19 protein-coding genes and 1 pseudogene are annotated in these 20,589 nt (G+C 70.3%); 10 read left to right on the top strand and 10 right to left on the bottom strand.

Annotated elements, in window-relative coordinates; translation table 11 throughout:
* The first annotated feature begins 63 nt into the window (after positions 1-63).
* Entirely contained in the window at positions 64-954 is an 891-nt protein-coding gene (locus ABZX61_RS58895) for an ABC transporter ATP-binding protein (protein ID WP_355210219.1), read from the top strand.
* Positions 951-1,691: an ABC transporter permease subunit gene (locus ABZX61_RS58890; RefSeq protein WP_355210216.1), complete on the top strand. Its 741-nt coding sequence runs from the start codon at positions 951-953 to the stop codon at positions 1,689-1,691. The genes ABZX61_RS58895 and ABZX61_RS58890 overlap by 4 nt, the downstream gene beginning before the upstream one ends.
* A 2-nt stretch (positions 1,692-1,693) precedes the next feature.
* On the opposite strand, the gene ABZX61_RS58885 is transcribed toward ABZX61_RS58890, so the two are convergent.
* From ABZX61_RS58885 to ABZX61_RS58865, 5 genes are all read right to left on the bottom strand, one after another.
* Positions 1,694-2,878 (bottom strand): ABC transporter permease, encoded by a 1,185-nt coding sequence (locus tag ABZX61_RS58885; RefSeq protein WP_350739745.1) that lies wholly within the window; start codon positions 2,876-2,878, stop codon positions 1,694-1,696.
* A complete protein-coding gene (locus tag ABZX61_RS58880) occupies positions 2,875-3,558 on the bottom strand; it encodes an ABC transporter ATP-binding protein (protein ID WP_355210213.1) in 684 nt (227 codons plus the stop codon). Before ABZX61_RS58880 ends, ABZX61_RS58885 begins: the two co-directional genes overlap by 4 nt.
* The gene (locus ABZX61_RS58875; RefSeq protein ID WP_355210210.1) at positions 3,555-4,910 is read right to left on the bottom strand and encodes an efflux RND transporter periplasmic adaptor subunit; all 1,356 of its coding nucleotides are present in this window, start codon (positions 4,908-4,910) and stop codon (positions 3,555-3,557) included. The genes ABZX61_RS58880 and ABZX61_RS58875 overlap by 4 nt, the downstream gene beginning before the upstream one ends.
* A 34-nt stretch (positions 4,911-4,944) precedes the next feature.
* Positions 4,945-5,739 (bottom strand): pyrroline-5-carboxylate reductase, encoded by a 795-nt coding sequence (gene proC, locus ABZX61_RS58870; RefSeq protein ID WP_350739738.1) that lies wholly within the window; start codon positions 5,737-5,739, stop codon positions 4,945-4,947.
* A gap of 75 nt (positions 5,740-5,814) precedes the next feature.
* Positions 5,815-6,696, bottom strand: a complete 882-nt coding sequence (locus tag ABZX61_RS58865) for a proline dehydrogenase family protein (RefSeq protein WP_355210207.1) — start codon at positions 6,694-6,696, stop codon at positions 5,815-5,817.
* 69 nt (positions 6,697-6,765) lie between these two features.
* On the opposite strand from ABZX61_RS58865, the gene ABZX61_RS58860 reads away from it, so the two are divergent.
* The 7 genes and pseudogenes from ABZX61_RS58860 (at position 6,766) to ABZX61_RS58830 (ending at position 14,953) form a co-directional block, all read left to right on the top strand.
* Positions 6,766-7,218 (top strand): hypothetical protein, encoded by a 453-nt coding sequence (locus tag ABZX61_RS58860; RefSeq protein ID WP_355210204.1) that lies wholly within the window; start codon positions 6,766-6,768, stop codon positions 7,216-7,218.
* A gap of 199 nt (positions 7,219-7,417) precedes the next feature.
* Complete coding sequence (gene dnaK / locus ABZX61_RS58855; protein ID WP_350739729.1) at positions 7,418-9,286, top strand: molecular chaperone DnaK; 1,869 nt, start codon at positions 7,418-7,420, stop codon at positions 9,284-9,286.
* Entirely contained in the window at positions 9,286-9,882 is a 597-nt protein-coding gene (grpE, locus tag ABZX61_RS58850; protein ID WP_355210200.1) for a nucleotide exchange factor GrpE, read from the top strand. Before dnaK ends, grpE begins: the two co-directional genes overlap by 1 nt.
* Before the next feature lie 22 nt (positions 9,883-9,904).
* Complete coding sequence (dnaJ, locus tag ABZX61_RS58845) at positions 9,905-11,080, top strand: molecular chaperone DnaJ (RefSeq protein ID WP_350739723.1); 1,176 nt, start codon at positions 9,905-9,907, stop codon at positions 11,078-11,080.
* A 3-nt stretch (positions 11,081-11,083) separates the two neighbouring features.
* Positions 11,084-11,365, top strand: a pseudogene (locus ABZX61_RS58840) (helix-turn-helix transcriptional regulator); the annotation flags it as partial.
* A 74-nt stretch (positions 11,366-11,439) separates the two neighbouring features.
* Entirely contained in the window at positions 11,440-14,010 is a 2,571-nt protein-coding gene (clpB, locus tag ABZX61_RS58835) for an ATP-dependent chaperone ClpB (protein ID WP_355210196.1), read from the top strand.
* A gap of 235 nt (positions 14,011-14,245) precedes the next feature.
* Positions 14,246-14,953 (top strand): hypothetical protein, encoded by a 708-nt coding sequence (locus tag ABZX61_RS58830; protein ID WP_355210193.1) that lies wholly within the window; start codon positions 14,246-14,248, stop codon positions 14,951-14,953.
* A 152-nt stretch (positions 14,954-15,105) separates the two neighbouring features.
* Here the strand turns inward: ABZX61_RS58830 and ABZX61_RS58825 are convergent, their stop codons facing one another.
* On the bottom strand, positions 15,106-15,636 hold the full coding sequence (locus ABZX61_RS58825; RefSeq protein ID WP_350739714.1) for a tetratricopeptide repeat protein: 531 nt from the start codon (positions 15,634-15,636) through the stop codon (positions 15,106-15,108).
* Positions 15,637-15,802: 166 nt separating this feature from the next.
* Here ABZX61_RS58825 and ABZX61_RS58820 point away from each other — a divergent pair, with 166 nt between their 5' ends.
* Complete coding sequence (locus ABZX61_RS58820; protein WP_355210190.1) at positions 15,803-16,126, top strand: hypothetical protein; 324 nt, start codon at positions 15,803-15,805, stop codon at positions 16,124-16,126.
* On the opposite strand, the gene ABZX61_RS58815 is transcribed toward ABZX61_RS58820, so the two are convergent.
* From ABZX61_RS58815 to ABZX61_RS58800, 4 genes are read right to left on the bottom strand one after another with little or no spacing between them, the layout of a single operon-like run.
* Entirely contained in the window at positions 16,123-16,779 is a 657-nt protein-coding gene (locus ABZX61_RS58815; RefSeq protein WP_355210187.1) for a TetR family transcriptional regulator, read from the bottom strand. The two genes, ABZX61_RS58820 and ABZX61_RS58815, sit on opposite strands and share 4 nt — an antisense overlap.
* A 29-nt stretch (positions 16,780-16,808) precedes the next feature.
* Complete coding sequence (locus tag ABZX61_RS58810) at positions 16,809-18,497, bottom strand: SDR family oxidoreductase (protein WP_355210184.1); 1,689 nt, start codon at positions 18,495-18,497, stop codon at positions 16,809-16,811.
* 42 nt (positions 18,498-18,539) lie between these two features.
* A complete protein-coding gene (locus tag ABZX61_RS58805) occupies positions 18,540-19,613 on the bottom strand; it encodes a CapA family protein (protein WP_355210181.1) in 1,074 nt (357 codons plus the stop codon).
* 60 nt (positions 19,614-19,673) lie between these two features.
* Positions 19,674-20,510 carry a helix-turn-helix transcriptional regulator gene (locus ABZX61_RS58800; protein WP_355210178.1) on the bottom strand — a complete coding sequence of 279 codons (837 nt, stop codon included), beginning with the start codon at positions 20,508-20,510 and terminating at the stop codon, positions 19,674-19,676.
* Positions 20,511-20,589 lie beyond the last annotated feature (79 nt).

Raw genomic sequence — 20,589 nt, 5'->3', positions numbered from 1 at the left:
CCCTCGCCGGAGACGGTTCCCGGGCAGGAGGAAACCGGGCACGCGCGACGGCACGCTGGGATCATGAGCGCGATACGAGCTACGAACCTGAGCAAGCGCTACGGCGGCACCGCGGCCGTCTCAGACCTGTCCTTCGACGTCGAGCCGGGCCAGGTGACCGGATTCCTGGGGCCGAACGGGGCCGGCAAATCGACGACCATGCGCATGATCCTCGGGCTCGACCGGCCGTCCGGCGGCTCGGTGCTCGTGGACGGCCGGCCGTACGGGGAGCTGAGGCATCCGCTGCGCAAGGTGGGCGCGCTGCTGGACGCCAAGGCCGTGCACGGCGGCCGGAGCGCGTACAACCACCTGCTGGCCATCGCCCAGAGCAACGGCATCCCCGCGGGCCGCGTGAACGAGGTGCTGGACGCGGTGGGCCTGCGTGAGGTGGCCAGGCGGCGGGTCGGCGGCTTCTCGCTGGGCATGTCGCAGCGGCTGGGCATCGCCGCGGCGCTGCTCGGCGACCCGGAGATCCTGATCTTCGACGAGCCCGTCAACGGGCTCGACCCCGACGGCATCCTGTGGATCCGCACGTTCATGCGCAAGCTGGCCGCCGAGGGCCGGACCGTGTTCGTCTCCAGCCACCTGATGAGCGAGATGGCGCAGACGGCCGACCACCTGATCGTGATCGGCAAGGGGCGGCTCATCGCCGACACGAGCGTGCAGGAGTTCATCGGGCGCAGCTCGCAGGGGTACGTACGGGTCCGCTCGCCCCGCCTGGCCGAGGTGGCCGAGCTGGTCAAGGTCGGCGAGCTGCACCCCGACCACCTGCGCGTGACCGCGATGAACACGCTCGAGATCGGCACCCTCACCGCGCGGGCCGGGATCCCGCTGGAGGAGCTGACGTTCGTGCAGCCCTCGCTCGAAGCGGCCTACATGGAGCTCACCAAGGACAGCCTGGAGTTCTCGTCATGATCGACATCCTCAGGTCCGAATGGACCAAGATCCGCTCGGTCCGCTCGACGGTGTGGACGCTGGCCGTCACCGCGCTGCTGATGCTGGGCATGGGCGCGCTCATCAGCATCGCCGCGAAGAACTCGGCCGACGGGCCGATCGACGCACCGCAGGCGATCATGATGGGGCTGGTCGGCACCATGTTCGCCTCGCTGTCCATGGCCACGCTGGGCGTGCTGGTCATCTCCAGCGAATACCGCACGGGTGGCATCCGCACGTCGCTGATGGCCGTGCCCAAGCGCATGAGCCTGCTGACCGGCAAGATCGTGGTGTTCACGGCGGTGTCGCTGGTCGTCAGCACGGTCGCCTCGGCGGCCTCGCTCCTCGTCAGCCTGATGGTCATCCAGCCGCCGTCGCTGGAGACGGGTGACGTGGTCCAGGCCGTGCTCGGGGGCGGTCTCTACCTGACCGCCTGCGGGCTGTTCGGGCTGGGGCTGGGCACGCTCATCCGGCACACGCCGGGCGCGATCGTCTCGGCCATCGCGCTGATGCTGGTCCTGCCGCAGGTGACGACCATGCTGCCCGGGCAGTGGGGCAAGACCGTGTCCGACTACTTCACCACCAACGCGGGCTCGCAGATCGTGATGCCCCGGGGCGGCAGCTCGCTCGGCCCGTGGGACGGGTTCGGCGTCTACGTCGTCTGGGTCGTGATCGCCATGATCGCGGGGGCCGTCCTGATGCAGAAGCGGGACGCCTGAGATCACTCGGCGCGGAGGGCGATGACAGGGTCCAGCCGGCCCGCCCTCCGCGCCGGCGCCACGCCGAAGAACACCCCGACCGCCGCCGACACCCCGAACGCCAGCGCGATCGACCACCACGTGATCGACGCCGGCACCTCGGTGAACGCCGCGATGGCCAGCGAGCCGCCCACCCCGAGCACGATCCCGGCGAGCCCGCCGATCGTGGTCAGCAGCACCGCCTCGATGAGGAACTGGGCCAGGATGTCGCGCTGCCTGGCTCCCAGCGCCTTGCGCAGACCGATCTCCCGGGTGCGCTCGCGGACGCTGACCAGCATGATGTTCGACACACCGACGCCGCCGACCAGCAGCGAGATGCCCGCGATGGCGGCCAGCACGCCGGTGAGCATGCCGAGCACGCTGCCGATCGTGCCGAGCAGCGCGGTCTGCGTGACCGCCGAGAACTGCTCGCCCGGATACCGCGCCCGCAGCGCCGCGGTCACCTTCTCCGACAGCGGATCGATCTCGTCCGGCCCGGACGCGCCGACCGCCAGCCCGTTGATCCGCTCGATCCCGAGCAGCCGCTGCGCCGTCGTCACCGGGATGTGGATCTCCTGGTCGCGGGAGAGCCCGAACGTCTGCCCGATCTCGGCGTACACGCCCACCACCCGGAACCTGGCCCCGGCCACCGTCACCTGCCGCCCGATCGGGTCCAGGTCGCCGAACAGCCGGTCGGCCACCTCCGAGCCGAGCACCGCCACCCTGCGCCGGGTGTCCACGTCGGTCTCGCTCAGCGGGCGGCCCTTGTCCAGGGGGCGCTCGAAGATGTTGACGAGGTTCTGGTCGGTGCCGATCACCGTGACGAAGGCCTCGGCCCTGCCGACGCGTACGGTCTCGCCCGACTGCAGCGAGACCGTCACCTTCGACGGGTCGCCCACCACGCGCCGCAGGTAGGCGACGTCGGCCAGGCCCAGCTTGCTCTGCGTCGGGGCGGCGCCCAGGCTGATGCGGCCGGGGACGACGAGGATGATGTTCGTGCCGAGGCCCGAGATCTGCTTCTCGATCTCGTCCTTCGCGCCGGTGCCGATGGCCACCAGGATCACCACGGCCAGCACGCCGATGATCACACCCAGCATGGTCAGCGCGCTGCGCAGCCGATTCACCCGCAGAGCCTCCAGCGCCATGGCGAACGCTTCGCTGGACCTCACGTTGTGTCCTTCTCGATCAATCCGTCCCGTACGTGGATCTGCCGCCGGGCGTGGGCGGCGACCTCCGGCTCGTGCGTGACGAGCACCACCGCCACCCCGCCCTCGCCGTTGAGGCGGTCGAGGATGCCCATGACCTCGGCCCCGTTGGCGGTGTCGAGGTTGCCCGTGGGCTCGTCGGCCAGCAGCACCTTGGGCTCCCCGACCAGCGCCCTGGCGATGGCGACGCGCTGCTGCTCGCCGCCCGACATCTGGGACGGCCGGTGCTCCAGCCGGTGCCCGAGTCCGACCGCCTCCAGCGCCGTACGGGCCCGCGCGCGCCGCTCGGCCCGGCCGACCCCCCGGTAGACCAGCGGCAGCGCCACGTTGTCCAGCGCCGACGTCCTGGCCAGCAGGTGGAAGGACTGGAAGACGAAGCCGATGGTCTTGTTCCGGAGCTCGGCCAGCTCGGTGTCGGACAATCCGGAGATCTCCACCCCGTTGACCTTGAGCACGCCCGAGCTGGGACGGTCGAGGCAGCCGAGCAGGTGCATGAGCGTGGACTTGCCGGAGCCGGAAGGCCCGACGATGGCGGCGAACTCGCCCTGGTCGATCCGGAGTGACACGCCGCGCAGCGCCTCCACGGCCACGCCGTCGAGCTGGTAGCGCCGGGTGAGGTCCACCGCCTCGATGGCGGCCGTCATGGGATCCGCTGCCCTTGCCGTACGGAGTCCGCGCCCTTGACCACGATCCGGTCGCCCACGGACAGCCCGCTCAGCACTTCGACCACCGCGTCTCCCTGGGCCCCCAGCTTGACCACGCGGCGCTCCGCGGCGCCGTTCCTGATCGCCCAGACCACGCTCTCGCGCCCGCTGGAGACGATGGCCGAGGCCGGGGCCGAGACGGCGGAGGGCGACTCGCGCACGGTCAGCCGCGCGACGGCGCTCATGCCCGGCTTGGGGGTGGGCGCCTTGGAGCCGTCGTCGAAGGCGCCGGGCCCGAGTGTGAGCCGCACCGGGTAGCTGACGCCGCCCGTGGTGCCCTCCATGGGGGTGACGCCGATGCCGGTCACCACGGCCGTGTACGTGGCGCCGGGCACCGCGTCCAGCTCGACGCCGGCCCGCACACCCTTCTTGACCAGCAGCACGTCGGTCTCGTCGACGTCGGCGTCCAGGGTGAGCTCGGAGACGTCGGTGACGGTGACGATGGAGTCGCCCGCCGAGACGGGGACGCCCGCCACGACCGGGCTGCCGGAGGTGGAGCCGCCCGTCGACGGCAGGGACGGGAGCTGCTGCCCGCCGCCGGGCAACCGGCTGAGCAGCCCTTCGACGCCGCTCCCGGCCCCGCCGCCGCCCGAGGCGCGGCCGAGCGTGACGACGCCGCCGAACGGCGCCTTGATCGTGAGCGACCTGACCGTGCTCTCCGCCGCCTTGACCGCGGCCTTGGCCTGCGACTTCGAGGCCGCCTGCAGCGAGGCCATGGAGCGGGACAGCCCGCCGGTCACGCCGGCCATCAGGCCGCTGATCGAGCGGTTGAGCTGGGCGGTGATCGAGGCCAGGGCCCTGGTCTGCGCCTTGTGCTGGGCCTGGGCGAGGTCGATGGCGTTCAGGAGCTGCCAGCGCGTCTTCGGGTCCTCGACCTTCTTCGCCTCCTTGCGGGCCCTGGCGAAGTGGGCGGCCACCTTGCGGTCGAACGCCCGGGTGTCGAACGACGGCAGCCGGACCTCCGGCGTGCCGAAGCTCGCGGGGGTGGCCGCCTTGGAGGCCTGGCGGGCCTGCCGGAGCTGGCTCTGGGCCTGGGGCGAGCTGATCCTGACCAGGATCTGGCCCTTGCGCACGCGGTCGCCCTCGCGGACGTACAGCTTGGCGACCGTGCCCTGGGCGGGCGAGCGCAGTGTCGCGGAGGCACGCGCGCCGATCGTGGCGGGGGCCTCCACGACCTCCGTGACCGGGCCCCGGCCGACCTCGCCGACCTGGACCGCGGGCGGCGACTCGGAGGAGCAGCCGGTCAGTACGAAAAGGACGAGCAGCGGCGCGATGCCGCGACGTAACGTCACCCGACCCATCGTAGGAGTGAGGCCGGCCGGTCTCTCAGCCGGAGGCGAGCTGGCGCCCCCGGTCGCGGGCGGCCTCGATCGCGGCCAGGAACGCGGCCCGCACGCTGTGCCGCTCCAGCTCCGCGATGGCGGCGATGGTCGTGCCGCCCGGCGAGGTGACGGCCTCGCGCAGGATCACCGGGTGCTCGCCCGAGTCGCGCAGCATCACGGCGGCCCCGACGATCGACTGGGTGACCATGTCGAGCGCGGCGGCCCGCGGCATGCCGAGCAGGATGCCCGCGTCGACCATGGCCTCGACCAGGTAGAAGAAGTAGGCCGGGCCGCTGCCGGACAGGGCCGTGGCGGCGTCCTGCTGGGACTCGGGGATGCGCAGCACCTTGCCGACCGGGCTGAGCAGGCCCTCGGTGCGCTTGAGGTGCTCCTCGCCCGCGTGGGCGCCCGCCGAGATCACGCTCATCGCCTCGTCGAACCTGATCGGCGTGTTGGACATCACCCGGACCACGGGCACGTCCACCCCGAGCCGCTGCTCCACGAACGCCGTCGTGATGCCGGCCGCGGCGGTGATCACGAGCCGGTCGGCGGGCACGTACGGGGCGATCTCGGCCAGCAGCGTGGCCATGTCCTGCGGCTTGACGGCCAGGATGAGGGTGTCGGCGACCTTGGCGGCCTCGGAGTTGGAGACGGTGCGCACGCCGTACGTCTCGCGCAGCGCCTGCGCCCGCTCGGTCCGGCGGCTGGTCGCCATGATGTCGCCGGGCTTGAACCCGGCGCGCAGCAGACCGGACAGCAGGGCCTCGCCCATCTTGCCCGTGCCCAGAATCGCAATCACGCTGGCAGCCTACTAACTGCGGGTGGGTGCCGGGTGCTGTCCCTCGGGGAGAGGGGTCGGGGCTCAGGGGGCAGGTCAGCGGCGCGAGAGCAGCGACCTGAGGAAGAAGGCCAGGTTGCGGGGGCGCTCGGCCAGGCGGCGCATGAGGTAGGCGTACCAGTCGGAGCCGTAGGGGACGTAGACGCGCATCCTGGTGCCCTGCCCAGCGAGGCGGAGCTGCTCGTCGGGGCGCACGCCGTACAGCATCTGGTGCTCGTAGCCGGTGGCGTCGCGGCCCTCCAGGACGGCGAGCGTGGAGGCGATCCGCACGAGCCTGGGGTCGTGGGTGGCGACCATGGGGTAGCCGGTGCCGGCCATCAGGACCCGCAGGCACCGTACGAAGGAGCGGTCGATGTCGGCGGGCCTGGTGTAGGCCCCCGGGGCGGTGTACGCGCCCTTGCACAGGCGCACCCGGGCCCCGCCGAGCTTCTCGCAGCGATCCAGCGAGTCCGGCAGGTACGCCTGCACCACCACGCCCACGTCGGGATGGTCCTTGCGCAGCGCGGCGTGCACGGAGTGCAGGCCGGGGATCGTATCGTGCTCCTCGGCGTCGAGCGTCACCGTGACGTTACGGGCCGCGGCGGCCCGGCAGATCGCGGCGGCGTGGTCGAACGCGAGCCCCTCCGACAGCCGCAGCCCGAGCGCCGTCAGCTTGACCGACACGTCGGCGCCGGCGGGCAGCAGGGCCAGCAGCCGCAGGTATTCGGCGACCCCCTCCTCGGCCTGCGCCTGCTCGGTCACCTCCTCGCCGAGGTAGTCGACGGTGACGAGCAGCCCCTTGCGGGTCAGCTCGCCGATCACCCCGCGCACGTCACCGGCGACGAAGCGCCCGACCACGCCCGCGGTCAGCGGCGACGTCGAGATGAGGCGCTCGGCGCGTTCGCTCTTGGATATGGCAATAAGGGCCTGACGGAGCACGTGAACCACACTAAACCGGGGCATGATGAACCGCGGAACACTCCTGTCCGTCGAATGGGTATGCGTGCAATGACTGCGACTCTCCTGGCCGGTTGTCTGGTGCTCGCGACGAGTTGCGGCGCGGCGGCGCCCGCCGAGCGGGCCTCCACGGCGGTCCCGGCCAAACCGCCCGCCGTGGCCGAGCCGGTCACCACCACCCCGACGACGAGCCCCGAGAAGGGCCCACAGCCGGTCAAGCCGACCGGCAACGCCATCAACGTCCACAAGGTCCGCTGGACCAAGGCCAGGGCGGTGTCCAAGCGGAAGGTCCAGCTCACCTGGTGGTCGGGCGTCGCCCCGTGCACGGTGCTGGACCGCGTCAAGGTCAAGGAGTCGCCCAAGTTCGTCACGGTCACCCTGTACGAGGGCACCGCGCCCAAGGCCAGGAACGTGTCGTGCATCATGATCGCGATCGAGAAGACCACGACGATCACGCTCAAGAAGCCGATCGGCAAGCGCAAGATCGTCGACGGCTCCAAGTAGGGCGCCATGCGGCCCGACGCCCCGGCCCCGTGCCGGGGCGTCTTCATGCTCAGGAACCTTCCGCGGATCCGCCGCCGTTAGAGGGAATGCCGGCGCGCTCACGAGGGTTGAGTCGGGTAGGCTCAAGTCGTTTGACAAAGACGACCGGCATTCGTACCTTGAGTCCACAAGACTCAACTTTGACTACAAGGACGTACTCATGGCACGTGCGGTAGGTATCGACCTTGGGACGACCAACTCCGTCGTCTCGATCCTCGAGGGCGGTGAGCCCACCGTCATCGCCAACGCGCAGGGCTCGCGGACCACGCCGTCCGTGGTCGCCTTCGCGAAGAACGGCGAGGTCCTCGTCGGTGAGGTCGCCAAGCGGCAGGCCGTCACCAATGTGGACCGGACGATCCGATCGGTCAAGCGGGAGATGGGCACCAACTGGTCCCAGGAGATCGACGGCAAGAAGTTCTCGCCCCAGCAGATCAGCGCCTTCGTCCTGCAGAAGCTGAAGCAGGACGCGGAGGCCTACCTCGGCGAGAAGATCACCGACGCGGTGGTCACCGTTCCCGCCTACTTCAACGACGCCCAGCGCCAGGCCACCAAGGAGGCCGGCACGGTGGCGGGCCTCAACGTGCTCCGCATCATCAACGAGCCGACCGCGGCGGCCCTCGCCTACGGGCTCGACAAGGAGCAGGACCAGACCATCCTGGTCTTCGACCTCGGTGGCGGCACCTTCGACGTGTCGCTGCTCGACGTCGGCCAGGAGGACGGCCACGGCTTCGTCGAGGTCAAGGCCACCTCCGGTGACAACCACCTCGGTGGTGACGACTGGGACCAGCGCGTCGTCGACGAGCTCGTCAAGCGCTTCCAGAACGCGCACGGCGTCGACCTGTCCAAGGACAAGATGGCGCTCCAGCGCCTGCGCGAGGCGGCCGAGAAGGCCAAGATCGAGCTGTCCAGCCAGTCCGAGACCAACATCAACCTGCCCTACATCACGGCCTCGTCCGAGGGCCCGCTGCACCTCGACGAGAAGCTGACGCGCTCCGAGTTCCAGCGGCTGACGGCCGACCTGCTCGAGCGGACCAAGGGCCCGTTCCACCAGGTCATCAAGGACGCCGGCATCAAGGTCTCCGACATCGCCCACGTGGTGCTCGTCGGCGGCTCGACCCGTATGCCCGCCGTGACCGAGCTGGTCAGGGAGCTGACCGGCGGCAAGGAGCCCAACAAGGGCGTCAACCCGGACGAGGTCGTCGCCATCGGCGCCGCCCTGCAGGCCGGCGTGCTCAAGGGTGAGGTCAAGGACGTCCTGCTGCTCGACGTGACCCCGCTGTCGCTGGGCATCGAGACCAAGGGCGGCATCTTCACCAAGATCATCGAGCGCAACACGACGATCCCGACCAAGCGCTCCGAGGTCTTCACCACGGCCGAGGACAACCAGCCGTCGGTGCAGATCCAGGTCTTCCAGGGTGAGCGCGAGATCGCCTCGTACAACAAGAAGCTGGCGACCTTCGAGCTGACCGGCATCGCGCCGGCGCCGCGTGGCATCCCGCAGATCGAGGTCACCTTCGACATCGACGCCAACGGCATCGTCAACGTCTCCGCCAAGGACCTGGGCACGGGCAAGGAGCAGTCGATGACGATCACCGGCGGCTCCGCGCTGCCGAAGGACGACATCGAGCGGATGATGCGCGAGGCCGAGTCGTACGCCGAGGAGGACAAGAAGCGCCGCGAGGAGGCCGAGGTCCGCAACAACGCGGACGGGCTCGCCTACCAGACGGAGAAGTTCCTCCGCGAGAACGACGACAAGGTCCCCGGCGACATCAAGACCGAGGTCAATGACGCCCTGTCCGAGCTGAAGAAGGCTCTGGAGGGCACCGACACCGACGTCATCCGCACCTCCGCCGAGAAGCTCGCCACGGTCAGCCAGAAGATGGGTTCGGCGATCTACGCCGCGAGCCAGGGCCAGCAGGCCGGTGGCGAGGGCGCCCCGCAGGACGCCGCCGCCGGTGACGGCCAGAAGGCCGACGAGGACGTGGTCGAGGCCGAGATCGTCGACGACGAGCCGAAGAAGGACAAGTGATGCCGCCGCGCGACAACGGGCATGACGAGCCGGTGATCCGCGACAACCGCAAGATCGACCCGGACACGGGGCAGGTCAGGGACACCACCGTCGCCGACCAGGCGGCCCAGCCGCCGGCGGCGGAGGCCTTCGCCAACGGCGAGCTGGAGGCCCAGCTCGCCGAGCGGACCGCGGACCTGCAGCGACTCCAGGCCGAATACGTGAACTACCGCAGGCGGGTCGAGCGCGACCGGGCCGCGGTCAGGGAACAGGCTGTCGCGGGCGCGCTGGTGGAGCTCCTGCCCGTGCTCGACGACATCGGCCGGGCCCGCGACCACGGCGAGCTCACCGGGGGCTTCGCGAAGGTGGCCGAGTCGCTGGAGGCGGCCGTCACCAAGCTGGGCCTCAGCGCCTTCGGGCAGAAGGGCGAGCCGTTCGACCCGACCGTCCACGAAGCGCTGATGCACAGCTACTCATCCGAGGTCACCGAGCCGACCGCGATCGAGGTGCTGCAGCCTGGATACCGCATGGGTGACAGGGTGCTGCGCCCGGCGCGGGTGGCCGTCGCGGAGCCCGGGGACGCCACTCCCGCGTCCAATGACGACGACGAAAACTGACAACGAGGACGAAGGGCCGTAGATGAGCACCAAGGACTTCCTGGAGAAGGACTACTACGCCGTCCTTGGTGTGCCCAAGACCGCCACCGCCGAAGAGATCAAGAAGGCCTACCGGAAGCTGGCCAGGCAGTACCACCCGGACACCAACCAGGGCGACGTGACCAAGGAGACCAAGTTCAAGGAGGTCTCCGAGGCTTACGACGTCCTGTCCGACACCAAGCGCCGCAAGGAATATGACGAGGCGCGCACGCTGTTCGGGTCCGGGGTGGGCGGCCAGCGGCCCGGTGGTGGCGGTTTCCCGTTCGACTTCGGTGACCTGTTCGGCGGCACCGGACAGAACACCGGCAGCGGTGCGGGCGAGCGGCTCGGCGACCTGTTCGGCGGGCTGTTCAACCGTGGCGGCGGCACCACCCGCACGACCACCACGTCCAGGCCGAGGCGTGGCCAGGACATCGAGTCCGAGGTCACGCTGACGTTCACCGAGGCGGTCGAGGGCACCACGGTGTCGCTCAGGCTGACCAGCTCGGCCGCCTGCGCCGCGTGCACCGGCACCGGCGCCAAGGCGGGCACGACCCCCAGGGTCTGTCCCACCTGCGAGGGCACGGGCGCGGCCAGCCGAAACCTGGGCAACTTCGCCTTCTCCGAGCCCTGCCGCGACTGCAAGGGCCGCGGGCTGATCGTGGACGACCCCTGCCCCGTGTGCGAGGGCAGCGGCCGGGCCAAGAGCACCCGCACCATCCAGGCCCGCATCCCCGCCGGCGTGGCCGACGGCCAGCGGGTCAAGCTCAAGGCCAAGGGGGCGCCGGGCGAGAACGGCGGGCCCGCCGGCGACCTCTACATCCTCACGCATGTCAAGCCGCACGCCGTCTTCGGCCGGTCGGGTGAAAACCTGACGATCACCGTGCCGGTCACGTTCACGGAGGCGGCGCTCGGCGCGGAGATCAAGGTGCCGATCCTCAAGGGCATGCCGGTCACGCTGCGCATTCCCACGGGCACGCCCAACGGGCGCACGTTCCGTGTGCGCGGCAGGGGCGTGACCCGCAAAGACGGCACCAAGGGAGACCTGCTCGCCATGGTCGAGGTGGTGGTGCCGAAGACGCTCGACGACAAGTCACGTGAGCTCCTCAACGAGTTCAACACCGCGACCGCGGGTGAAGACCCGCGCGCTGAGCTGATTCAGCGAGCCAGAAGCGAGTAGCCGATGGACGCCAACTATTTCGACCTGTCAGATGACACACCTGTATACGTGATCTCGGTGGCCGCGCAGCTGTCGGGGCTCCACCCGCAGACGCTGCGCCAGTACGACCGGCTGGGCCTGGTCAGTCCTGGCCGCACGGCGGGGCGCGGCCGCCTCTATTCGACCCGCGACATCATCCAGCTGCGCGAGGTGCAGCGGCTCTCCCAGGAGGAGGGCATCAACCTCGCGGGCATCAAGCGGATCCTCGAACTCGAGAACGAAGCTCTGCGGCTGCGTGAGGAGGTTCACCGCCTGCGTGCCGAGATGCGCATGGTCAGAGCGTTGATCCGATATGAGCTGCCACCGGGGGCATAGAAAGAATGGACTACAAGCTCACCCAGAAGAGCCAGGAAGCGCTCTCGGGTGCCATGCGGCGTGCCGCCGCGGAGGGCAACCCTGAGATCTCCCCGGCCCACCTGCTGACCACCCTGCTCTCCCAGACGGGCGGCACCGCCGCACCCCTGCTCGAAGCCGTCGGCGCCGACTGGCGCACGCTGCGGGCGCGGGCCGAGGAGCAGCTCGCGGCGCTGCCCAAGGCGCAGGGCGCGACGGTGGGGGCGCCGTCGAGCTCCCGCCAGCTCCTCACAGTGCTCAACACCGCCGCCCAGCACGCCAACCGGCTCGAAGACCTCTACGTCTCCACCGAGCACCTCCTGGTCGGCCTGGCCGCCGACGGCGGCCAGATGGCCGAGCTGCTCAAGTCGCAGGGCGCGACGCCGCAGGCGCTGCTCGACGCGTTCGAGAAGGTACGCGGGCACGCCCGCGTCACCAGCGAGACCCCTGAGGACACCTACCAGGCGCTGGAGAAGTACGGCGTCGACCTGACCGAGCGCGCCCGCGCCGGCAAGCTCGACCCCGTCATCGGCCGCGACTCCGAGATCCGCCGCGTCGTCCAGGTGCTCAGCCGGCGCACCAAGAACAACCCGGTGCTCATCGGCGAGCCCGGCGTCGGCAAGACCGCGGTCGTCGAGGGCCTGGCCCAGCGCATCGTGGCCGGCGACGTGCCCGAGTCCCTGCGCAACAAGCGGCTGATCTCGCTCGACCTGGGCGCGATGGTCGCCGGCGCGAAATACCGCGGCGAGTTCGAGGAGCGGCTCAAGGCCGTGCTCTCCGAGATCAAGGAGAGCGACGGGCAGATCGTGACGTTCATCGACGAGCTGCACACCGTCGTGGGCGCCGGGGCCGCCGAGGGCGCGATGGACGCGGGCAACATGCTCAAGCCGATGCTGGCCCGCGGCGAGCTGCGCATGATCGGCGCGACCACGCTCGACGAATACCGCGAGCGCATCGAGAAGGACCCGGCGCTGGAGCGCCGCTTCCAGCAGGTCTACGTGGGCGAGCCCTCGGTCGAGGACACGATCGCGATCCTGCGCGGGCTGAAGAGCCGCTACGAGGCCCATCACCAGGTGCAGATCGCCGACAGCGCGCTGGTGGCCGCCGCCGCGCTGTCCGACCGCTACATCACCAACCGCTTCCTCCCCGACAAGGCCATCGACCTGGTCGACGAGGCCGCCTCGCGGCTGCGCATGGAGATCGACTCCCGTCCCGTGGAGATCGACCAGCTCCAGCGCAACGTCGACCGGATGAAGATGGAGGAGCTGGCCCTGTCCAAGGAGACCGACGAGGCCTCCGTCCAGCGGCTCGAACGCCTCCGCAAGGAGCTGGCCGACCGCCAGGAGGAGCTCAACGCCCTCGTCGGCCGCTGGGAGCACGAGAAGGCCGGGCTCAACAAGGTCGGCGAGCTGAAGAAGCAGCTCGACGAGGCGCGCGGCGCCGCCGAGCGGGCGCAGCGCGACGGCGACTTCGAGGCCGCCTCCAGGCTCATGTACGCCGAGGTGCCCCGGCTGGAGCAGGCGCTGAAGGCCGCCTCCGACGCGGCGCCGCCGGACAACGCCATGGTCAAGGAGGAGGTCGGGGCCGACGACATCGCCGAGGTGATCTCGTCGTGGACCGGCATCCCCGCGGGGCGGCTCCTGGAGGCCGAGACGGCCAAGCTGCTGCGCATGGAAGATGAGCTGGGCAGGCGGCTGATCGGCCAGCAGAAGGCCGTACAGGCCGTCTCCGACGCCGTCCGCCGCAGCCGGGCGGGCATCGCCGACATCGACCGGCCGACGGGCTCGTTCCTGTTCCTCGGGCCCACGGGGGTGGGCAAGACCGAGCTGGCCAAGGCGCTGGCGGAGTTCCTGTTCGACGACGAGCGGGCGATGACCCGGATCGACATGAGCGAATACTCCGAGAAGCACAGCGTGGCCAGGCTCGTCGGCGCGCCTCCCGGCTACATCGGTTACGAGGAGGGCGGCCAGCTCACCGAGGCCGTCCGGCGGCGCCCGTACACGGTCGTGCTGCTGGACGAGGTCGAGAAGGCCCATCCCGAGGTCTTCGACATCCTCCTCCAGGTGCTCGACGACGGGCGGCTGACCGACGGGCAGGGCCGCACGGTCGACTTCCGCAACACGATCCTGATCCTCACCTCCAACATCGGGTCGCAGTTCCTCATCGACCCCAAGCTGGAGAACGGAGCCAAGCGCGAGGCCGTCATGGGCGCGGTGCGCAACGCGTTCAAGCCGGAGTTCCTCAACCGGCTCGACGACGTGATCCTCTTCGACGCGCTGGGCACGGAGGAGCTGGCGCAGATCGTCGACCTGCAGGTCGAGCGGCTGGCGCGGCGCCTGGCCGACCGCCGGCTGGCGCTGGAGGTCACGCCCGCCGCCCGCGAGTGGCTGGCGCTGACGGGCTACGACCCGCTGTACGGCGCCCGTCCGCTGCGCCGCCTGGTCCAGTCCGCCATCGGCGACAAGCTGGCCAAGGCCGTGCTGTCGGGCGAGGTCGTGGACGGCGACAAGGTCAAGGTCGACCTCGGGGACGACGAACTCCTGATCCAGCGCGCCTGACGGCGTTCTCCCGGAGCCCGGGGACCCTGGCGGGGGTCTCCGGGCTCCGGCGTGTCGTCCTTCTCCGCGCGTGGTTTCGGCACGTGGTGGCCCTGGTCGGCGTGTCATGTCCGGGTCATCCGGCCACGTCTTTGGTAAGGTCCGGTCCACTCTTCGGACAAGCCGCACGCCCGCGGCCGAAGGTGTGACTACGTTCAGCGTTCGTCGGATCACCGAAAACGATCAGGGACGTGACGTGTCATCTCAGAAGATCCGGAGCATCATCGCGGTGGCCACTCTGACCGCGGGCATCACCTGGCTGGCCGCGACCCCCTCGACGGCCGACATGTGCAAGGGCGGGGAGCCCGCCCTGCTGTCGCCCAAGTCGATCGCCACGTACTGTGCGGAGCGCACCCAGGTGCGCCTGGAGGAAGCCGGCGCCCGCGGCGGCAAGCTGGTCACCACCGAGAGCAACAAGCTCGCCATGGCGGCCGGGGAGATGGCCAGGCAGCTCGGCCTGACGGGGCTGGCCACCGGGCGCGAGGCGCTCGGCATCGCCGACCTGGGCGGGCTGGCCGCGAACTGGGGCATGCCCTCGCTGTTCTCGGCCTCGCCCGCGCTGCTCCCCGTGGTGCCGGGTTCGACCCCGATGAAGGATCTGGCGACCGTGGCCGAGGTGCCCGCGCTGCCCGCCCTCCCCGTGCTGCCGCAGACGCCGCTGGTGGCCAAGCTGCCCGCCGAGACGCCGCTCGGGAACGCCGCTCCGTACCAGAACCGCATCGCGGGCTCCGCCGTCGAGTCGCCGCTGGACCTGAAGGAGCCGGTCGCGGAGGTCGGGTCCCAGGTGGTCGACATCCTGCTGCCCAAGGCGGTGCAGAGCGTCGAGGACACCTCGATGCTGCCGGGCGGCCAGCCCGCGGTGGACGGGTTCACGGGGCTGGCGCGGGAGCTGGGGCTGCGCTGAACCACCCACAGCTGAACCACCCCACAGCTGATCCACCCGCAGGCGTCACAGCAGGGCCGCCCCGAAGCGGCCCACACCACCGACCCGCCCGAAGGCGCCCCAGAGCGCTCTGAGCCGCCCTGGGAGCCGAGGCGGGCCGGGTGGTGGGGTGGTCAGCGGGCGAGGGCGTCCAGCTCGTCCTCAGGGAGCCCGAGGTCGACCCGGATGCGGTAGCGGGTGCGCAGGAGCGCTCCCTGCTCCGGATCGTTCTCGTCGCATCCCAGGACCGCCTGGGTGGCCCATTCGAGCCCTCCCTGGAGGTCCCCGTAGGCGACCAGCGTCTCGGCGATCGTATGAGCGGTCGCCGTGGAGACGCCGCCCTCCGCGCGTATGGTCTCGATGACCTCCCTAGCCTCATCGGGCCGGTCGAGCTCGAAGAGCGTGTCGGCGATGCCGGCGCGCGGGTCGAAGCCCGCCTCGCCGCCGTCCTCGACCGCGCGCTGGAAACACTCCATAGCGCGCGCCGGCTGGCCTGCCGCCCGCCATTCTTCGGCAGCGAGGACCAGGATGGACGCCCTGGAGACGTCGCCCGACGAATAGCCGAGCGCAACGTCGTACAGCCGACTGGCCAGGGAACTGTGGTCGTCGGCCAATAGGGCCTGCTCAAGCAGACGATCAAGGTGCTCACGGGTCACATACGCCACACCGCGAGACTACCGAGCCAGTCGGCGCTTTGCCCGGTCAATGCGCATCGCCGGTCAGTCACAAATTCGGTAACGCCGCGTCCAATAGTGCTGACCCTGAGCGTGTCCGCCCAGGTGACAGGGCATATACGGGTCGCTTTGCTGCTACGCGAGCAAGGGGGCTGTGATGGGCGTGTCCAAGCAGATGACCTTCACACTGGCCTGTGTCGTCGTGTTGGCGGCCCTCGTCCCCGGTGTGGCGGGTTATTTGTCGGCCCGATTGGAGGCCATCGAATCCGCGGAGCGCAACTTGCATGCCCTGGAGGCAAGGCTGCATGTCCGCGAGGCAAGGGAAGCCCGTCCCGCCTCGATGTCGCCACCATGCCTGCGGACGCCGGCCACCCCGCGGTTCCAGCAGGTGCCCGCGATCGCCCTCGGCGAGCACGGGAGGCGGGTGCCTGCCTGGCTGGCAGGCCTGATCAAGGAAGTGGCGGACTTCAGGCCGGACTAGCGGACCGGCCAGGACCGCAACTGGCGCGACAGGAAGCCCCGGATCAGCTGTTTGGCCGCGTCGATGATCTCCGGTGAGCCCTTGGGGTCACGGCGGAAGGCCAGCTTGAGCACGGCGTCGCCGGCCTCGACCGCCACCAGCACGGCCAGGTCGAGCTCCGGGCTGTCGGCCAGCCCGAACTCCTTGAGCAGCAACCCCCGCAACCGCCCCGCGATCACGGTGTTGTTGTCGGAGTCGGAGTCGAGCAGGTTGAGGTCGACGGCGTCGCCGAAGTGGAGGCTCTTGAAGCCGGGGACCGTCCGGTGCATGTCGACGTACTCGTCGATGATCGCGTCGATGGCCTCCCACCAGCCGCGATATTCCTCCGTGAGGAACCTGCGGTCGACCCTGCGCACGAACTCCTCGACGTTGCGCCGGGTGAGCTCCTGCGTGACGGCCCGTTTGTCGGGGAAGAACTGGTAGATCGACCCGATCGCGACCCCTGCCCGCTCGGCGATGCGAGTGGTGGACAGGGCCTCGTATCCGGTCTCGTCGAGTAGCTCCGCGCACGCGTCGAGCATCCGCTCCACGCGGCGTGCGCTGCGGCGCTGGGCCGGCTGGCGCCTGAGTGCTCTGGGCTGGGCGCAATCATCATCGAGTTGCGGCGAGGACACGCAGTCATCTTCTCCCGGATGGGCGATCGTTACCTGCCAATTCCTGGATTTCTTATGGTTCCGCTCCGACGCGCGAGCGCGCGCATCGTTCCAGGCGAAATCCGGGAAAGGGCATACCCGATTTTCCCCTCCAGGTTGACCGGCACAACGGCCTGATTCCGGTGTACGGCGCGCAGAATGTGGGCGGCCACCCGCTCGGCGGGATAACCGCGCCGCGCCAGGCCCCGTACGGCATCTTCGCGCAGGTCGGCGCCCACGTACGTGGCGTTGCGCGCGATCGGCGTCGAGACGAACCCCGGGCAGACGGCGCTCACCCCGATCCCGTGCCCGGCCAGCTCGGCCCTGAGACAGTCGCTGAGCATCTTCACGGCCGCCTTGGAGGTCGAGTACGCGGGCAGCAGCCGGGACGGCGCGAACGCGGCCAGAGAGGCGACATTGACGATGTGGCCGCCTTCGCCGCGTTCGACCATGGCGGCGCCGAAGAGCCGGCATCCGTGGATGACGCCCCACAGATTGACGTCGACGGTCCTGCGCCAGTCGTCCACCGTATGATCAAGAAAAGACCCGGCGACGGCGATCCCGGCATTGTTCACCACAATGTCCGGCACCCCATATTGAGCGATGATATTTCGCGAAAAATCTTCCATTTGGTCGATATTCGATACATCGACCTGCACAGCGTGCCCCGTACCCCCGAGGTCCTCGGCGATGGCGTCGGCGGCCCGCGCCGCCGCGTCGGCGTCGATGTCCGCGCAAACCACCTCGGCGCCGTGGGCCGCGAACGCCCGCGCCGTCGCCAGCCCGATCCCGGACCCCGCCCCGGTGACCACCACCAGCCGCCCGTCGAAGGCCCGCCGCGACCCCCGCACGGCGTGGGCGCCGTCGGCGAACTCGGCGATCAGCCGGGCCACCGCCTCGGGACGGCTCCGGTGCGCCCAGTGCCCGGCCGCCACCTTCCGGTGCCGGAGCCTGGGCACCCACTGCCCGATCGAGGCCAGCAGCGCCGGGGTCACGAAGGCGTCCCGCGTGGCCTCGATGATCTGCACGGGCACGTCGCCGACGCCCGGATCGCCGCCCGCGCCCAGGTTCCGCCGGTACATCCAGAGCCCGTTGCGCCCGTCCTCGGCCAGCGTCGGCGCCGGATGTCCGGGCCGCGGCGCGATGCCCTCGCGCCGCAGCGTACGGGAGATGACCCCCGGCATGACCGAGCCCCACGCCAGCTCCGGCACCACCGGGACCTGAAATGCCCCGATATACCAGGACTTGATGCGCTGCGCCGCGACGTCCCGCCGCTTCCCGTGCCGCAGGAAATGAGCGGCCTGCCGCAGCCCGGGCCCGCCCAGGCTCGTGAAGGACGCGATCCGTTCCCGGAGCGTGGCCCGCCCGAGGGCCTCCCAGCCCTGGAGCGACCCCCAGTCATGCCCCACGAGATGCACCTTGGACGCGCCCCCAGCGTCGATCACGGCGTCGATCACGGCGTCGAGGTCGGCGATCAGGTGGTCGAAGTCATAGTCCCGGCTGTCCCGTGGCGCCGTGGACTCCCCCGCCCCGCGCACGTCGTACCGGACGACGTGGTAGCGGTCGCGCAGGAGCGCGGCCACCTCGTCCCAGACGTGGTGCGTGTCGGGGTAGCCGTGGAGCAGCAGCACCGTCGGGTTCGCCGGGTCGCCTTCCTCGAAGACCGCCAGCCGCACGTCACCGGACTCGACCCATCGCATCGCGACCTCCTATTGGACGAATCGTCCAGTAGCATAGATCGTTCATGGACGCGCGGCCAGCCCGGCGCAGGAGCGCAACGCCTTCCAGTCCGCGACCGCCTGGGTCCGGGCGGGCCCCGTCATCGGGACGGGCACACCCCCTTGGATGGTGGCCGGGGTCCAGCTGTCCTTGAGCACCTTCCGCCCGTTGATGGTCAGCGTCAGGACGCCGGTCCGGCCCGTGGTGCCGGGGGTGGAGTTGTAGAAGACGAAGTTGCCCATGCCGTAGTTGACGTACGCGTTGTCCAGGTACCCGGATCCGAGCAGGATGTGCGCGTGCCCGCCGACCACCACGTCGGCGCCCGCCTCGACCAGTTTGGGGGCCAGCGAGAGCTGCGCCGGGTTCGGGCACTTCTGCATCTCGGTGCCCCAGTGCAGGTGGACGATCACGGTGTCGGAGTTCTTCCGCGCCTGCCGCACCGCCCGCAACAGGCCGGCCTCGTCCTTGGCCGAGGCCAGCCCGCCCTTGTCGGCGGTGGCCGTCCACGACTGGATGAACTCCGCGTCCAGCACCTGCGTGGCCCCGATGATGGCCACCCGGTTGCCGTTCACGGTCTTGCGGAACGGCCTGTACGCCTGCGCCGCGTCCTTCCCGATCCCCACCACGGGGAACTTGCTGGTCCTGATCGCCGCCAGCGTGTCCGCCAGGCCGGTCTCCATGTAGTCCATGCCGTGGTTGTTGGCCATGGACACGACGTCGACCCCGGCGGCCTTCAACGCGGTGAAGGCGGTCGGCGGCGCCCGGAAGGTGAACTGCTTGCCCGGCGCCGGCGTCCCGCCCGTGGTGATCGCCGTCTCCAGGTTCACCATGGATAAGTCGGACTTGCGCAGCACGCTCGCGATCGGCCCGAGCGCCGTGCCGGGGCCGGCCAGCCGTCCCCGCAGCATCCCCTCGAAGTGCACGTCCCCGCCGAAGGAGATCGTGTACGGCCGCCGCTTCGGCTTGGGCTTCGCCGTCGGCGACTCGGCCACCTGCTGGTCCACCTGCTTGCTCTGCGGCTCTTTCTCGGGGGCCGATGAGCAGGCCACCAAGGACGCGGCGACGGCGAACAACGGGAGGGCACGGGGGAATCTCATCTGCCGCCACTTCCGCTCGAATCCGGTCGTTTAGGGATTGAGCATGCCATGCAGGGCGGATTACCGCGCAGGCTCCCCCTTCTCCAGCAACCTGCGCATCGCCTCCCGGGTCGCGTCGTCCATCGGCGTGTAGACGACCAGCCGGATCTCGGCCACGGCCGTGAGGCTGGTCGTGCTGAAGCGCAGCTCCCCCAGCTCCACGTGCTTGAACCGCTTCACCCTCGGCCCCGGCTCGGCCACGTCCTGCCTGGCCCACAACCGCGCGAACTCGGCGCTCTCCGAGCTGAGCCGGCGGACGAAGTCCTGCCAGCACGGGTCGTCCACGTGGCGGCTGTAGGCGCCCCTGAACACCGCCACGGCCCGCGCGAGCTCCTGGTCGCGGTTGAGCAGCAGGGTCGTGGGGGCGGGGGTGAGGCAGGTGTACCAGAGCGAGTTCCGCTCACCCTCCGGCGCGCTGACCAGCTCGGGGAACACGGCGGCGTAGGCGGCGTTCCAGGCCAGGGCGTCGCACCGGCTGTTGGTCACGGCGGCGGGCATGTCGCCGAGCCGGTCGAGGATCTGCCGCATCTCGGGCGTCACCTGGCCCGAGTCGGTGTCGGCCGGGCTCAGCGCCTGGCCCGCCAGCCGGTAGAGGTGCTGGCGCTCGGCGGCGTCGAGCCTGAGCGTACGGGCGATCGCGTCCAGCACCTGGGCGCTGGCGTTGATCGGGCGGCCCTGCTCCAGCCACGTGTACCAGGTCACGCCGACGCCCGCGAGCTGGGCGACCTCCTCGCGCCGCAGGCCGGGCGTCCGCCTGCGCGGTCCCGGCGCGAGGTCGACCATCTCGGGGGTGATCCGCTCGCGACGCGTACGCAGGAACGCCGACAGGTCGATGCGCTTTGCCTCTGCCACGCTCATGTCTCCACTATGGGGCGAACCACCAAATCCTATCCAGTTACCGCCAGTACCAGTATAAGTGGGCTCTCGTTACTGGTAC

It is taken from the genome of Nonomuraea sp. NPDC003709 (assembly GCF_040610775.1).
Classification (GTDB): domain Bacteria; phylum Actinomycetota; class Actinomycetes; order Streptosporangiales; family Streptosporangiaceae; genus Nonomuraea; species Nonomuraea angiospora_A.
This window is presented reverse-complemented; position numbering and strand designations above follow the sequence as displayed.